Raw genomic sequence first — 15,890 nt, forward strand, 5'->3', positions numbered from 1 at the left:
GGTTGTTTTGGGATTTCCACATCCTTTCCCACTTAGCCACGAATTAGGGGCCTTAGCTGTAGGTCCGGGTTGTTTCCCTCTCCACAACGGACGTTAGCACCCGCTGTGTGACTCCCGGATAGTACTCTCAGGTATTCGGAGTTTGGTTGGGTTTGGTAAGACGGTAAGTCCCCCTAGCCCATCCAGTGCTCTACCCCCTGAGGTATTCATCCGAGGCGATACCTAAATATCTTTCGCGGAGAACCAGCTATTTCCCAGTTTGATTGGCCTTTCACCCCTAACCACAAGTCATCGGAGTCTTTTTCAACAGACACCCGTTCGGTCCTCCAGTGAGTGTTACCTCACCTTCAACCTGCTCATGGCTAGATCACTAGGTTTCGGGTCTAATACAACGAACTTGGCGCCCTATTCAGACTCGCTTTCGCTACGCCTTCGCCTATCGGCTTAAGCTTGCTCGTTAAATTAAGTCGCTGGCCCATAATACAAAAGGTACGATGTCACCCAGAACGTATCTTGGGCTCCATCTGTTTGTAGGTGTCCGGTTTCAGGTCTATTTCACTCCCCTCGTCGGGGTGCTTTTCACCTTTCCCTCACGGTACTGGTTCACTATCGGTCGCTGAGGAGTACTTAGGCTTGGAGGGTGGTCCCCCCGCGTTCAGACAGGATTTCACGTGTCCCGCCTTACTCGTGGATACATCATCGCATTACTCGTACGGGGCTATCACCCTCTAAGGCCCAGCTTTCCTGACTGGTTCCGATTGTCTTTGATGTATCACTGGCCTGGTCCGCGTTCGCTCGCCACTACTAACGGAGTCTCTGTTGATGTCCTTTCCTCCAGGTACTTAGATGTTTCAGTTCCCTGGGTTTGCTTGAAACCTCCTATGTATTCAGAAGTCTCATACCTTCTCTTGATAACCGGAAATCCAAAACCTCTTCGATCGAAATCTAAAGGCTTAGGCATCTCACATTTCTGTTCGAACCCCACACCACAGTCTTTCGACTGAGGTCTTGGAGTTCCGGCTATCGAAGGTGGGTTTCCCCATTCGGAAATCCGCGGATCAAAGCTTCTTCGCAGCTCCCCACGGCTTATCGCAGCGTAGCACGTCCTTCATCGCCTCTCAGCGCCAAGGCATCCACCGAACACCCTTAAGGCACTTGATTGCTCTCATTATCAATGTCCACACACTCGGCAGAATGTTGTCTGTACGATTGCCTCGCGGCGCGCGCCCTCGATGAACGCTACGTACAGCCGGACAATGATTAGAAAGACCAGCTTGCTTCGTAAGATCGTTCCGATAGCGAGGCGGTCAAGCTTCGCTAAAAGGATCATTTACAACTCGCTAGTCTCTCAAACGCAGCCTTGTGAGCTGCCCTGAAAGACGCACGAGCGCCGAAATGACCCGGAGATAATGAAGTATCGCATAGCAATTGCTTGCTGCACGATCCAACTCGGATCGATCTCCTCTTTACGATGTCAGAAATCACGCACGTCACTGTCCATCCGGACTAGTGGGTGCGAAGTGATGTTTCGCGGACGACGGTACAAGATCTCGGTGAGCAAACCATCTGGTGGAGCCAGACGGGATCGAACCGACGACCTCATGCTTGCAAAGCACGCGCTCTCCCAGCTGAGCTATGGCCCCGTAACCAGAAGACGAATGCTCACTCGATGAGTGTGGTGGGCCTGGGAAGACTTGAACTTCCGACCTCACGCTTATCAAGCGCGCGCTCTAACCAACTGAGCTACAAGCCCCTAACGCATATCCAGTCAAGGACCAGGGATCTGCAAGCCTGCAGCCCCAGCGCGTGTTCGTCCGCGAAGAAAGAGAAACGTAGACGGCGAAATCCCGCCAATGCAGCTCAACGATCCTGACGACCGTTGGCCACTGATGTTTCTAAAACGGTTCGATAGAAGCAAGCTTCTGAAGAACCATCCTTAGAAAGGAGGTGATCCAGCCGCAGGTTCCCCTACGGCTACCTTGTTACGACTTCACCCCAGTCGCTGACCCTACCGTGGCCGGCTGCCTCCCTTGCGGGTTAGCGCACCGTCTTCAGGTAAAACCAACTCCCATGGTGTGACGGGCGGTGTGTACAAGGCCCGGGAACGTATTCACCGTGGCGTGCTGATCCACGATTACTAGCGATTCCAACTTCATGGGCTCGAGTTGCAGAGCCCAATCCGAACTGAGACGGCTTTTTGAGATTTGCGAAGGGTCGCCCCTTAGCATCCCATTGTCACCGCCATTGTAGCACGTGTGTAGCCCAGCCCGTAAGGGCCATGAGGACTTGACGTCATCCCCACCTTCCTCGCGGCTTATCACCGGCAGTCTCCTTAGAGTGCTCAACTAAATGGTAGCAACTAAGGACGGGGGTTGCGCTCGTTGCGGGACTTAACCCAACATCTCACGACACGAGCTGACGACAGCCATGCAGCACCTGTGCTCCAGGCTCCGAAGAGAAGGTCACATCTCTGCGACCGGTCCTGGACATGTCAAGGGCTGGTAAGGTTCTGCGCGTTGCGTCGAATTAAACCACATGCTCCACCGCTTGTGCGGGCCCCCGTCAATTCCTTTGAGTTTTAATCTTGCGACCGTACTCCCCAGGCGGAATGCTTAAAGCGTTAGCTGCGCCACTAGTGAGTAAACCCACTAACGGCTGGCATTCATCGTTTACGGCGTGGACTACCAGGGTATCTAATCCTGTTTGCTCCCCACGCTTTCGTGCCTCAGCGTCAGTATCGGGCCAGTGAGCCGCCTTCGCCACTGGTGTTCTTGCGAATATCTACGAATTTCACCTCTACACTCGCAGTTCCACTCACCTCTCCCGAACTCAAGATCTTCAGTATCAAAGGCAGTTCTGGAGTTGAGCTCCAGGATTTCACCCCTGACTTAAAGACCCGCCTACGCACCCTTTACGCCCAGTGATTCCGAGCAACGCTAGCCCCCTTCGTATTACCGCGGCTGCTGGCACGAAGTTAGCCGGGGCTTATTCTTGCGGTACCGTCATTATCTTCCCGCACAAAAGAGCTTTACAACCCTAGGGCCTTCATCACTCACGCGGCATGGCTGGATCAGGCTTGCGCCCATTGTCCAATATTCCCCACTGCTGCCTCCCGTAGGAGTTTGGGCCGTGTCTCAGTCCCAATGTGGCTGATCATCCTCTCAGACCAGCTACTGATCGTCGCCTTGGTGAGCCATTACCTCACCAACTAGCTAATCAGACGCGGGCCGATCTTTCGGCGATAAATCTTTCCCCGTAAGGGCTTATCCGGTATTAGCACAAGTTTCCCTGTGTTGTTCCGAACCAAAAGGTACGTTCCCACGCGTTACTCACCCGTCTGCCGCTGACGTATTGCTACGCCCGCTCGACTTGCATGTGTTAAGCCTGCCGCCAGCGTTCGCTCTGAGCCAGGATCAAACTCTCAAGTTGGACTTGAACTTTGAACCGGCTGATCACAACGTTTGACGAGGTCCCACCATTTTTCATCGACCGAAATCGACGAGCTGCCCGCGATTCACATCGCTGGCAACGATGGTGTAACCTATGAAACGTGTACCGCCGAAGTCTTTCGTCCGGTCTCGATCAGAAAAGCCGAAGCTTTTCAGAAGCGAGACCCGCAAGGACTCCGCCGTCCACGTTTCTCTTTCTTCATCTTCACTTGTCAAACAGCCCGGGACCAGAAGGCCCCAACCTTCCCTAGGAGGAAGGGTTCCGACACCCTTACCGACGATGAATGAACTCCAATCGACTTACGTCGACTGTTGTGTCACTCAACAAGGTGAGGAGCATCAGTGGCGCGTTCGCTCGCCTTGGTCAGTGACCCGGCGGCGCCGCGCTCAGTGGTCGGGTTATAGGCCCCACCCATCGGCGTTGTCAACGGCCATCGTCAACAAATCGTCGCACAGTGGATCGTCGGAAAAAATCCAGCGTTTCCAACTGATTAGGAGGCCATGGACGAGGCCGGCGGAGCCCGCGCCGGAAAAAATCTCAAAAAAAGTTCGCGCTCCTGGGGGGCTCCGGGGGCGGTTCCCGGCGCCCCTCCCGGACGGGCCCTGCCGCCCGCCCCTTGAGGAAACTTTTTCCATAAGAGGCGCCGTACTAGAGCCACAATCCCGCGGCGTTCTGATAAGAGACAAGCTTGAATCGCGGGGATGCCAGTGGGGGCTGCCTGCGGTTTTCATGGGGTCAGAGGAAGGCGACTTGCAGATGACGCGGCCTTCCTTCGACATTCGAGAGACATCGAGAGACCTTTTTTCCGCTTAGCTGTTCGTAATTTCGGCCGGCCCGTCATCAGGGCCTTCTGACCGCGGACGCCTATGCGGCTTGCCCTTTTCCTGCGATGCGCCTCGAAGAGGGCGACGAGGGAGAGGTTCGAGACCGGGCTTTTGGGTCGTTGATTGGGGGACTTGGCTTGAACCACAGGACGTCACGCGGCGCTTACGGGCGTGAGACCGGGATCATCGATCTCGGCCACGAGCCGCCGCTGTCCGTCGACGGTTCTGAAGCCGCCGTCATCGATCGCCGTCGCGTCTCGGTGCAATGGTTCAGCGGCACGATTCTGACCGGACTCTGCGGCGCGGCCCTGATCGGCGGCGCCGTTTTCGCATCTCTCGACGGCGAGATGACCTTCGCCAAGGTGCCGGAGCGGGTCGAAGGCGCGCTGCGAGGCGCGTTCGGCGCCGGCGATCGCGCCGCCACGTTGCACAAGAGCGACCGGCTGCCGCCGCCGAACGAATCCACCGCATCGCGCAACATCGTGCGCGTCTCCACGGTCGCCCGCGTCGGCAACCGCGACGTGATGCGGGTGCGCCCGTTCGTCCGGATTGCCGGCAATCTGTCGATGACGACGAGCGATCTGTCGGCGAAGATCCCGCCGTTCAACGCCCAGCGCATGCTGACCGACGTCGGCTCCGATCCGAAGACCGCGTCCGAAGATCCCAATAATCCCGAAGCCGTCGAGCCCGACGCGGAGGTCTCCTTCGTCACCAAGGACCTGTCGCAGGTGCTGCCGAAGGCCAAGATTTCCGCGGTGGTGGCGCTCGACGACATCCTGATGCGGGTGCGTGATGCCGCCAATTGGCGCGGCAATGGCGGGGTCCGCTACGCCTCGCTCGCCAACGCCGCCGCCGACGTTTCCGGCGCGACCGGCCCGTCCGACCTCAGAAGCGCCTATGCTGCCGAAGCTTCACCATCCGATCCCTATGCCGGGTTCGAGACGCGCGTGGTGCCGGAAAATGTCACGCTGCTGCCGAAGACCAAGGAGCAGATCACCGGCGGCAATCCGAACAGCGAACGCATCCATCTGGTCAAGAAGGGCGACAGCGTCGCCGCCGTGCTGCGCGATCTCGGCGCGACGGCCGACGAGATCAAGGCGATCACCGCGACGCTCGGCCCGCGCGGCCGCGACGGCGGCCTGAAGGAAGGCGAGAAGCTTCGCATCCTGATGGCGCCCGCAAGCCCCGGGGCAAGGCTCCAGCCCTACCGCGTCGTCGTCGCCAACGAGACCATGGTCGAGGCGATCGCGGCGCTGTCCGATCTCGGCAAATACGTCGCGGTCGACGTCTCCAGCATGAACACCGTCGCTGATGCGGCGGCGAGCGCCAACAGCGACGACGACGATGACGATGACGGCACCGGCGTGCGGCTCTACCAGAGCATCTACGAGACCGCGATGCGCAACAAGGTGCCGATGCCCGTCATCGACGACATGATCAAGATCTACTCCTACGACGTCGATTTCCAGCGCAAGGTGCAGCCCGGCGATTCCTTCGACGTGTTCTACGCCGGCGAGGACGAGGGCGTGACGTCGAGCGAAAAGAACGACGTGCTGTTCGCCTCGCTCACGGTCGGCGGCGAGACCAAGAAATACTACCGCTACCAGAGCCCCGACGACGGCGTCGTCGACTACTACGACGAGACCGGCAAGAGCGCGAAGAAATTCCTGGTCAGGAAACCCGTCAACAACGCGATCATGCGCTCCGGCTTCGGCGGCCGCCGCCACCCGATCCTCGGCTTCGTGAAGATGCACACCGGCGTCGACTGGGCCACCGCCTACGGCACGCCGATCTTCGCCTCCGGCAACGGCTTGATCGAGAAGGCCGGCCCGGAAGGCGGCTACGGCAAGTACATCCGCATCAAGCACAACAACGGCTACGAGACCGCCTACGGCCACATGTCGGCTTTCGCCAAGGGCATGGAGCCGGGCAAGAAGGTGCGACAGGGCCAGGTGATCGGTTTTGTCGGCTCCAGCGGCATGTCGACCGGCCCCCACGTTCACTACGAAATCCTGGTCAACGGCCGCTTCGTCGACCCGATGCGCGTGAAGCTGCCGCGCGGCCGTTCGCTGGAAGGCCCGATGCTGGCCGGCTTCGAGAAGGAGCGCGACCGGCTCGATGGCATGATGAGCGGCCGCAATGGCGCCATCGCCCGCATGTCGGACGCAACCGGCGGGCCGCTCCAGGTCACGAACCGATAACGTCACCAACCGATAGTCGGCTGCCCCGATCTTGCGGCGTGCCGCAGCCCCTGCTGCTTCATTCAACTTCGCCGGAACAGCATGGAACCCGCCGGGCTGCGGCCCATGGGAACCGTTCGGCCGCCAAGCGGATTAGTTGGTCCGGCGCAGATTTTGTGCCCGCTGCAACAGGAGGACGATCATGCGACGTCTTTCACGCGACGACGTCACCAAGGCCGTCAGCGGGGCCGATGACGTTACCATCGCCCAGATCATCGGAACCGGCGCGACTGTCGAGCAGCTCGCCGAAGCCCAGGCCTGGCTCGCCAATGACGAGCCGATGATCAATGATCTGCGCCCGCTGGCGCAGGGACGGGTGCGCGAGCTCGTGGACATCCTGTCGGAGCTCGAAGAGGACAGCGAGGAGGAAGATCCGGCCGATCCCGGCTCGGCATCTGCAATCAGCTAGCAAGCCAGCCGATCTCGCCAAAGCAATTCGCCCCGGAGAAGTAAGCCTCTCCGGGGCGATTTATCGTTTCAGCCGGTCGTGACGCTCAGTTCAGCTTGCGCTTCGACAGCGGCGCCTCGAACTGGGCGATCTCCGCGGTCTGCGGCGCCTTGCCGTTGAACGTCAGCACGTTGCCTTCGGACGAGATCGCAACGTTGTCCCCGTCCCTGACATCGCCGGCCAGGATCATCTCGGCGAGCGGATCCTGGAGGTAGCGCTGGATCACGCGCTTCAGCGGCCTTGCGCCATAGGCAGGATCCCAGCCCTTGGCGGCGAGCCAGTCGCGGGCAGCAGTGTCGAGCGTCAGCACGATCTTGCGATCGGTCAGAAGCTTCTGGAGCCGGGTGAACTGGATCTCGACGATCCGGCCCATCTCGCTCCGCTGCAGGCGGTGGAACAGGATGATCTCGTCGACGCGGTTCAGGAATTCGGGGCGGAAATGCCCCCGCACCATTCCCATCACCTGCTCACGCACGGCCGAGGTGTCTTCGCCCTCCGGTTGATTCACCAGGAATTCCGAACCGAGGTTCGAGGTCATGATGATCAGCGTGTTGCGGAAATCGACGGTACGACCCTGACCATCGGTCAGGCGGCCGTCGTCGAGCACCTGCAACAGGACGTTGAACACGTCCGGATGCGCTTTCTCGATCTCGTCGAACAGCACGACCTGGTAGGGCCGGCGCCGCACCGCCTCGGTGAGTGCGCCGCCCTCGTCATAACCGACATAGCCCGGCGGCGCGCCGATCAGCCGCGAGACCGAGTGCTTCTCCATGTACTCGGACATGTCGAGGCGGACCATCGCGGTCTCGTCGTTGAAGAGGTACTCGGCGAGCGCCTTGGTCAGCTCGGTCTTGCCGACGCCGGTGGGTCCCAAGAACATGAACGAGCCGGTCGGCCGGTTCGGGTCCTGCAGGCCCGCACGCGAACGGCGCACGGCGGTTGCGACGGCACGCACGGCCTCGGCCTGGCCGACGACGCGCTTGCCGAGCTGCTCCTCCATCTTCAGGAGCTTCTCCTTCTCGCCTTCCAGCATCTTGTCGACCGGCACGCCGGTCCAGCGCGACACCACCTGCGCGATGTGGTTGGCGGTGACCGCCTCCTCCATCATCTCGCCGGAGCCGTCGCGCGCCTCGATATCGGCGAGCTGCTTCTCGAGCTGCGGGATCCGGCCATAGGCCAGCTCGCCCGCCTTCTGGAATTCGCCGCGCCGCTGCGCGTCGGCCAAATCGACGCGCAGCGCATCGAGCTCGGACTTGAGCTTCTGGGCATCCGAGAGCTTGTTCTTCTCCGCACTCCAGCGCGCGGTCAGCGCCGCGGATTTCTCTTCGAGCTCGGCCAGCTCCTTCTGAAGCGTTTCGAGACGGGACTTGGAGCCGAGATCGCTCTCCTTCTTGAGAGCTTCCTGCTCGATCTTGAGCCGGATGATCTCACGGTCGAGCGAATCCAGCTCTTCCGGCTTGGAATCGACCTGCATCTTCAGCCGCGCAGCCGCCTCGTCCATGAGGTCGATCGCCTTGTCGGGCAGGAAGCGGTCGGTGATGTAGCGGTTGGACAGCGTCGTGGCCGCCACCAGCGCGGAATCGGTGATCCGCACGCCATGGTGCTGCTCGTACTTGTCCTTCAGCCCGCGCAGGATCGAGATGGTGTCCTCGACCGAAGGCTCGCTGACGAAGATCGGCTGGAAGCGCCGCGCCAGCGCGGCGTCCTTCTCGACGTGCTTCTGGTACTCGTCGAGCGTGGTCGCGCCGATGCAGTGCAGCTCGCCGCGGGCGAGCGCCGGCTTGAGCAGGTTGGAAGCGTCCATCGCGCCGTCGCCCTTGCCGGCGCCGATCAGCGTGTGCATCTCGTCGATGAACAGGACGAAGGTGCCATCGCTGCCCGTCACTTCCTGGAGCACGGCCTTGAGCCGCTCCTCGAACTCGCCGCGGTATTTTGCACCCGCAATCAACGCGCCGAGGTCGAGCGACAGCAGCTTCTTGTCCTTCAGGCTCTCCGGCACGTCGCCGTTGACGATGCGCAGCGCCAACCCTTCCGCGATGGCGGTCTTGCCGACGCCGGGCTCGCCGATCAGGACGGGATTGTTCTTGGTCCGGCGCGACAGCACCTGGATGGTGCGACGAATCTCCTCGTCGCGGCCGATGACCGGGTCGAGCTTGCCGTCGCGCGCGGCCTGGGTTAGGTCGCGGGCATATTTCTTCAGCGCGTCATAGGCGTTCTCGGCGGTCGCGCTATCGGCCGTGCGACCCTTGCGCAGCGCCTCGATGGCGGCATTGAGGTTTTGCGGGGTGACGCCGCCCTTGGCGAGGAGGCTGCCTGCCTCGCTGGTCTTCTCCAGCGCGAGGCCGAGCAGCAGCCGCTCGACGGTGACAAAGCTGTCGCCGGCCTTCTCGCCGGCCTTCTCAGCCGCATCGAAGGTCCGGGCGAGCTCGGGCGCGAGGTAAATCTGGCCGGCACCGCCGCCAGAGACCTTCGGCACCTTGCCCAAGGCGTCCTCGGTCGCCTTCAGAATTGCGCGGGAATTGCCGCCGGCGCGGTCGATCAGACCGGTAGCCAGCCCCTCATTATCGTCCAGCAGGACTTTCAGCACGTGCAGGGTGGAAAACTGCTGGTGCCCCTCGCGCATCGCAAGCGACTGCGCGGACTGGATGAAGCCCCTGGAGCGTTCAGTGTATTTGTCGATATTCATGGTCTTTTCTGTCCCTCGGCCTGCCCCTGGAGCCCTCTAAGGCACTCCAGACAGCATCTTCATTGGGTTTCCGCCGGTCGCGTTGATAATTCTCAACCCGCAAGCGGTCGTTATCAGCCGACGCTGGCGCCGGCCTGACCCCGATGTGGGAAGCGTGCCCTTCGATCGGAAGAGGCGCGTTCACAATTTCGTGCGCTGATCCGCCTGCTTGGCGGGCCTCCATCGAATCCCCTAAGTAGCGGCATGACACTCAGCGCAATGACAGCCAGCCAAACCGCCGAAATCATCGGCCTCTATCGCTACCCGATTAAGGGCCTGACGCCGGAGGCCCTGACGCGGGTCCCCTTAAGGACCGGCCAGACCCTGCCCGCCGATCGCCGCTACGCCATCGAGAACGGCCCCAGCGGGTTCGATCCCGAAGCGCCGGCCTGGAAGCCGAAAATCCAGTTCCTGATGCTGGCTCGCAATGAGCGGCTGGCTTCCCTCGACAGCCGGTTCGAGGACGCGACCAATCGCCTGACCATTCGCAAGGACGGCCAGGTCGTCGCCAGCGGCGATCTCGAGACTGCCGCCGGGCGCGCCGCCATCGAGGCCTACTTCAGCGCGAACTTCCAGCCGGAGCTGAAGGGCCCGCCAAAAGTTCTGTCCGGCCGCGACCACAGCTTTTCGGACGTCGCCCGCAAGGTCGTGTCCATCATCAATCTCGGCAGCGTCCATGCCATCGAGGCCATGCTCGGCGGCGCCGCCGTGCATCCCCTCCGCTTCCGCGCCAACCTCTACGTGAAGGGCTGGCCGGCCTGGTCCGAGCTCGACCTCGTCGGCCAGACGCTCGCGATCGGTCAGGCCCGGTTGAAAGTCGTCAAGCGCATCGTCCGATGCCCGGCGACCAACGTCGACCCCCAGACCGGCGCACGCGATCTGGAGATACCGCCGACGCTCTCGCGCCATCTCGGCCACATGGACTGCGGCATCTATGCCGAGGTCATCGCGGATGGCGAGATCGGCGTCGGTGACGCGATCGCGGTGGAAGAGCCGAGATTGGTGTGAACGAGCGCCGCTGCCGTAGGGTGAGCAAAGCGAAAGCGTGCCCACCATTCCGGTTTTCGAACGTCGACATACCGCTGGCGGGCACGGCGCTTGCGCGCCTTTACCCACCCTACGGCACGGTCAATTCGGCATCACATACGCATAGATCCGGCCGCGCGAGACCGGCGCCTCGCGGACGCGGTTGCCGTTGTTGCCGGAGATCATGATCGGATTGCCCTGCGCGTCGATGCCGGTGATGATGCCGACATGGCCGCCCCGGCCGCCGCGCGACATCACTGCGATGGCGCCGACCTGAGGACCGGAGACACGCGTGCCGTAATGCGCGAACGAGTTCGCCATGTCCGAGCCGGTGCCGCGGTGGCCGGTTTTCTCTAGCACCATGTTCATGAAACGCGCACACCAGAGGCTGCCGCGCCCGGTCGGATTGCCACCGACATAGCGGCGCGCCTCAGAGACGAGGCCGGAGCCGCCGCCGAAGCCGCTCGCACCCATGTTGCCGGCGTTGCCGATGTCACCAGCGTTACTCTTGTTGACAGCATAGCTCATCTTGCCGGCACGGCTCATCTTGCCAACGCGGCTCATGTTTCCGCCGAAGCCTACGTCACTGCCGCCCGCGTAACGCATGTCACCCATGCTGCCGGCATTGGCGTTCGGATCGTAGCTGGCCTGCGTGTTCATGAATCCGCTCGCCTGCAACTGCGCCGCGCCGCGCTCGAAGCGCGAGCTGCGTGCATGATGCCGGTAATGATGATGTCTGGCGTGGTGCACATAGGCGTGCCGCTCTGCGCTATGACGATGATGCGGCCGCGCTGAGGCCGGAGAGGAAACCACGGCGATCGCCGCGAAGAAAAGCGCCAGTGCGACAACACAACGCGACAGGCGAGACGCAAACAACTCGAACATTCTTCATCCTTCGTTGACACCCCCACTTCCAATCGGCCCGTGCGGTGGCCGACATCCGTCTGGCCGTTAAGCCGCCCGATGTGGCGAGAAAAAGACGCCGCGCCGGCGAATGGCTGCGATGATTTTGCGCCGGGCTCGCCCGATGCCGCCGCATTGCGGACAACACCATTAACTGCGATCCTGCAATTGCGGCATGAAGAGAGGGAAACAGTTAATGCCCCACGCCACGACCAAGGACGACGTCCGCATCTATTTCGAAGAAGCGGGTCAGGGAACGCCAATCATTTTTCTGCACGAGTTCGCGGCCGACTACACCAATTGGGAGCCGCAGATGCGCTACTTCTCGCGCGGCCATCGTTGCATCACGTATTCCGCGCGTGGTTACACGCCGTCTGATGTGCCTGCCGGCGAGGTCTACACCTACAAGCACTTCTACACCGACGCACTCGCAGTGCTCGACCATCTCGGGATCGAGCGCGCGCATCTGGTCGGTCTCTCGATGGGCGCCTATTCGTCGCTCCAGATCGGATTGAACGCGCCCAACCGCGCGCTGTCGATGACGCTGGCCGGCGTCGGCTCGGGCTCGGAGATCGAAAATCTCGACAATTGGCGCAAGCAGTGCCGCGCCAACGCCGAGCAGTTCGAGACGCTCGGCTCCGCCGAAGTCGCAAAGGTCACGCGCGAGGCGCCGAGCCGCATTCCCTTCCTGGTGAAGGACCCGCGCGGCCACGCCGATTTCTACGCCGCGCTGGCCCGGCACGATGCCAGGGGTTCGGCCAACACCATGCGCGGCTTCCAGGGTGGCAGGCCTTCGATCTACACGATGACAGATACAATCAAGAACGTGGCCACGCCCGCACTGATCATCTGCGGCGACGAGGACGATCCGTGCGTGGGAGCCAGCCTGTTTCTGAAGCAGCATCTGCCCGCGGCGGGCCTCGCGATGTTCCCGAAGTCGGGCCACGTGCTCAACCTCGAAGAGCCCGCGCTGTTCAACGAGACCGTGGAGCGATTCGTCACGCTGGTGGATGCGGGGCGATGGCCGGTGCGCGATTCGCGGTCGCTGGCGCCGCATTAGCCGATGTCATTCCGGGATGGTCCGAAGGACCAGAGCTGGAATCTCGAGATTCCGGGCTCGATGCTCCGCATCGCCCGGAATGGCGCCTTCGGCGTCACTTCCTGCCGCCTCGCGTGAGAAGAAACACGCCCTGCTCGCCGAACAGATTCCACACCCACCACGGCATCCGCAGCCGCAGCGGGCGGCCGTAGAGATCGAGCGCCTCGGCACGTTCCATCTTGACGCCGATCGCGTCGCAGAGCTCGACGAAGTCCTTGATGGTGCAGAAATGGATGTTGGCGGTGTCGTACCAGCTTGCCGGCAAATTCTCCGTGCGCGGCATGTGGCCGCCGACCAGGAGCTGGAGCCGCATCTTCCAGAAGCCGAAGTTCGGGAACGACACGATGGCACGGCGGCCGATGCGCAGGAGATTCTCCAGTACCACCTTCGGCTGTCGCGTCGCCTGCAGCGTCTGCGACAGGATCACGTAATCGAAGGCGTCGTCCGGATAGTTGACGAGGTCGGTGTCGGCGTCACCCTGCACGACCGCAAGGCCCTTGGCGACGCAGCGGTTGACGCCCTCGCGCGACAATTCGATGCCGCGCCCGTCGATACCGCGGGTCTCGAGCAGCTGGAGCAGATCGCCCTCGCCGCAGCCGACGTCGAGCACTTTCGAGCCGGGCTTGACCATCCCGGCGACCAGCAGATGATCGGCGCGAAACTGGCCGGACTGCTCCGCAGTGAGGCCGCCCAGCGGCAGCACTTCCTGTACAGACATCGCTAGGCGTCCTTGTCAGTCGTTCTCGTCAGTCGTTCTTGCCGGTCAGCCCGCGGGCCTTGCCCGCCGATTGCAGGAAGGCGCGGGAGATGTCGAAGAATTCGGGCACGTCGAGCAGGAAGGCGTCATGGCCGCGATCGGTCTCGATCTCGGCGAACGACACCCGCGCGCTCGACGCGTTCAGCGCGTGCACCAGCGCGCGCGATTCCGAGGTCGGGAACAGCCAGTCGCTGGTGAAGGAGACCACGCAGAAGCGGGTTTGGATGCCCGCGAACGCCTTCGCCAGCACGCCGCCATGGTCGCCGGCGATGTCGAAATAGTCCATCGCGCGCGTCAGGTAGAGATAGGAGTTGGCATCGAAGCGCTCGACGAAGGACGAGCCCTGGTAGCGCAGATAGCTCTCGACCTGGAAGTCGGCGTCGAACGAGAAGGTCGGCAGCTCGCGGTCCTGCATGCGGCGGCCAAACTTGCGATGCAGCGCCGCGTCCGACAGATAAGTGATGTGCGCGGCCATGCGCGCGACCGCGAGGCCGCGATGCGGATGGATGCCGTGATCGGCATAGCCGCCATTGTGCCAGTCGGGATCGGCCATCACGGCCTGCCGGCCGAGTTCGTGAAAGGCGATGTTCTGCGCCGAATGCCGCGTCGAACAGGCGATCGCCAGCGCGGAGTAGACGCGCTTGGGATAGGCGGCGGTCCATTGCAGCACCTGCATTCCGCCCATCGAGCCGCCGACCACGGCGAACAGCGTGTCGATGCCGAGCCGGTCGATCAGCATCGCCTGCGCGCGCACCATGTCCGGAATCGTGATGACGGGAAAATCGAGGCCCCAGACCTTGCCGGTCGCGGGGTTGATAGAGGCCGGGCCGGTCGAGCCCATGCAGCCGCCGATCACGTTGGAGCAAATGATGAAGTAATGCTGGGGATCAAGGGGCCGGCCGGGCCCGACCAAGGTCTCCCACCAGCCGGGTTTGCCGGTGACGGGATGCACATTGGCGACGTGCTGGTCGCCGGTCAGCGCATGGCAGATCAGAACGGCGTTGGAGCGATCGGCGTTGAGTTCGCCATAGGTCTGGTAGGCGATCTGGAACGGGGAGAGATCGACGCCGCAATCGAGCCGCAGCGGCTGCTCGGCGCCGAAACGCGCGACCTGCGAGCTCGGATGATCGACCTCATGCGACCGCTCGTCGGCACTGATCGCAGGACTCGGTACAGACTTGACGCCACCCATCTCTGACATCGACCTCGTTTGCGATCAGACTTGGGACCGCAGTGACATCAGGCCATGAAAAACCCGGCCTGAACGATAGGTTCGGCCGGGATCAGAAGCGTCCCCGGCCTGTTTAGCGAGTTTTTTAACGTGGCTGCAAGCCGGCCGGCTCAAATGACCACGGAACGGGCAAAAGCTACCGTCTTGGGCGGTTTTCGTCAAGTCGCGGCCTGGATCGACCAAATTCGCCTGCCCGACCGGCGTTGGAAAGGGCCCAATTTCGCTCTGCATTTCTCTTTGCTTTCGCCGCCCTGACTGCCTAATCAGGACATCGATCGCAGCGGCCTCGCCTTTTGGCCGGTCCGCCCTGGAACGCCTCTCAACAGCACCTCGCAGATATGTCCCAACGTCCGCCCGCGCCACCATCGCTCCAGGAATTGCGCAAGGAGATCGACGCGATCGACGAGGGCATGCATCGCCTCCTCATGCAGCGCGGCGACATCATCGACCGCCTGATCCAAGTGAAGCAGACCCAGGAGGTCGGCTCGGCATTCCGCCCGGCGCGCGAGGCCGCCATGATGCGTGATCTCGTGCAGCGCCATCGCGGCATCCTGCCGCTCGACACGGTCGAGAGCATCTGGCGCGTGATCATCTCGACCTTCACCTATGTCCAGGCGCCGTTCTCCGTGCATGCCGACATCTCGGTGAGCGAGCCGGCGATGCGCGACTCTGCGCGCTTCCATTTCGGCTTCACTGTTCCTTACGTCGCCCATTTCAGCGCGCAGGCGGCGGTCGAGGCGGTGGCGAAGTCCAAGGGCGATCTGGCGCTGGTCTCGGCCACCTCCAGCCGCACGCCATGGTGGCTCTCGCTCGAGGAAGCCGGCGCGCCAAAAATCATCGCGCGGCTGCCCTTCGTCGAGCGTGCCGATCATCCGGCGGCGCTGCCCGTGTTCGCGGTCTCCCGTGTCGCCGACAGCGCCCTGGTGACGGAAGTCGAGACCTTCAGCGTGCGCGTGTCGGGATGGAACGCCGAGGTCGCGTGCGCCCTGTCGCCGCTTGCCGAGATCGTGGCGGTGCCCGATACCGCCTTCGACGGCGCCGCGCTGCTGGTCTCGGTCACCAGCGCGACCAGCATCGACAAGATCAAGGCTGCCCTGATCGAGACGGGGGCCTCGGTGCGCTCCACGGCCCTCGTCGGCAGCCACGCAACGCGCTATACGGTGCCCCCGACCGGGTCGAAACCGTAA

9 protein-coding genes, 2 tRNA genes, 2 rRNA genes and 1 riboswitch (1 of these 14 only partly in view) are annotated in these 15,890 nt (G+C 62.3%); of the genes, 5 read left to right on the plus strand and 8 right to left on the minus strand.

Annotation, left to right across the window (positions count from 1 at the left end):
* The 4 genes from QSV46_RS16465 to QSV46_RS16480 form a co-directional block, all read right to left on the minus strand.
* Nucleotides 1–1,161: ribosomal RNA gene (locus tag QSV46_RS16465) — 23S ribosomal RNA — on the minus strand (it extends 1,712 nt beyond the left edge of the window).
* A gap of 406 nt (nt 1,162–1,567) precedes the next feature.
* Nucleotides 1,568–1,643, minus strand: a tRNA-Ala gene (locus QSV46_RS16470).
* 33 nt (nt 1,644–1,676) lie between these two features.
* Nucleotides 1,677–1,753 (minus strand) — tRNA-Ile (locus tag QSV46_RS16475).
* A 187-nt stretch (nt 1,754–1,940) separates the two neighbouring features.
* Nucleotides 1,941–3,429 (minus strand): 16S ribosomal RNA (locus QSV46_RS16480).
* The 16S and 23S rRNA genes sit together here with 2 tRNA genes alongside, the layout of an rRNA operon.
* A gap of 982 nt (nt 3,430–4,411) precedes the next feature.
* On the opposite strand from QSV46_RS16480, the gene QSV46_RS16485 reads away from it, so the two are divergent.
* A complete protein-coding gene (locus QSV46_RS16485) occupies nt 4,412–6,475 on the plus strand; it encodes a M23 family metallopeptidase (protein ID WP_314952962.1) in 2,064 nt (687 codons plus the stop codon).
* Nucleotides 6,476–6,656: 181 nt separating this feature from the next.
* Nucleotides 6,657–6,923, plus strand: coding sequence for a hypothetical protein (locus QSV46_RS16490; RefSeq protein WP_314952963.1), 267 nt, complete (start codon nt 6,657–6,659; stop codon nt 6,921–6,923).
* An 85-nt stretch (nt 6,924–7,008) separates the two neighbouring features.
* On the opposite strand, the gene clpB is transcribed toward QSV46_RS16490, so the two are convergent.
* Entirely contained in the window at nt 7,009–9,648 is a 2,640-nt protein-coding gene (gene clpB, locus QSV46_RS16495) for an ATP-dependent chaperone ClpB (RefSeq protein WP_314952964.1), read from the minus strand.
* A gap of 258 nt (nt 9,649–9,906) precedes the next feature.
* On the opposite strand from clpB, the gene QSV46_RS16500 reads away from it, so the two are divergent.
* Nucleotides 9,907–10,695 carry an MOSC domain-containing protein gene (locus QSV46_RS16500; RefSeq protein WP_314952965.1) on the plus strand — a complete coding sequence of 263 codons (789 nt, stop codon included), beginning with the start codon at nt 9,907–9,909 and terminating at the stop codon, nt 10,693–10,695.
* Between the two features lie 120 nt (nt 10,696–10,815).
* Here the strand turns inward: QSV46_RS16500 and QSV46_RS16505 are convergent, their stop codons facing one another.
* Nucleotides 10,816–11,598 carry a TIGR02594 family protein gene (locus QSV46_RS16505; protein WP_314952966.1) on the minus strand — a complete coding sequence of 261 codons (783 nt, stop codon included), beginning with the start codon at nt 11,596–11,598 and terminating at the stop codon, nt 10,816–10,818.
* Between the two features lie 214 nt (nt 11,599–11,812).
* Here QSV46_RS16505 and QSV46_RS16510 point away from each other — a divergent pair, with 214 nt between their 5' ends.
* Nucleotides 11,813–12,676: an alpha/beta hydrolase gene (locus QSV46_RS16510; RefSeq protein WP_314952967.1), complete on the plus strand. Its 864-nt coding sequence runs from the start codon at nt 11,813–11,815 to the stop codon at nt 12,674–12,676.
* 94 nt (nt 12,677–12,770) lie between these two features.
* Here the strand turns inward: QSV46_RS16510 and metW are convergent, their stop codons facing one another.
* Both metW and QSV46_RS16520 read right to left on the minus strand, forming a co-directional pair.
* Nucleotides 12,771–13,433, minus strand: a complete 663-nt coding sequence (metW, locus tag QSV46_RS16515) for a methionine biosynthesis protein MetW (protein ID WP_314952968.1) — start codon at nt 13,431–13,433, stop codon at nt 12,771–12,773.
* A 28-nt stretch (nt 13,434–13,461) separates the two neighbouring features.
* Complete coding sequence (locus tag QSV46_RS16520; protein WP_314953359.1) at nt 13,462–14,664, minus strand: homoserine O-acetyltransferase; 1,203 nt, start codon at nt 14,662–14,664, stop codon at nt 13,462–13,464.
* 91 nt (nt 14,665–14,755) lie between these two features.
* A riboswitch (SAM riboswitch) is annotated at nt 14,756–14,835 on the minus strand.
* 206 nt (nt 14,836–15,041) lie between these two features.
* Here QSV46_RS16520 and QSV46_RS16525 point away from each other — a divergent pair.
* The gene (locus QSV46_RS16525; RefSeq protein WP_314952969.1) at nt 15,042–15,890 is read left to right on the plus strand and encodes a chorismate mutase; all 849 of its coding nucleotides are present in this window, start codon (nt 15,042–15,044) and stop codon (nt 15,888–15,890) included.

It is taken from the genome of Bradyrhizobium cosmicum (assembly GCF_032290525.1).
GTDB classification, from domain to species: domain Bacteria; phylum Pseudomonadota; class Alphaproteobacteria; order Rhizobiales; family Xanthobacteraceae; genus Bradyrhizobium; species Bradyrhizobium cosmicum_A.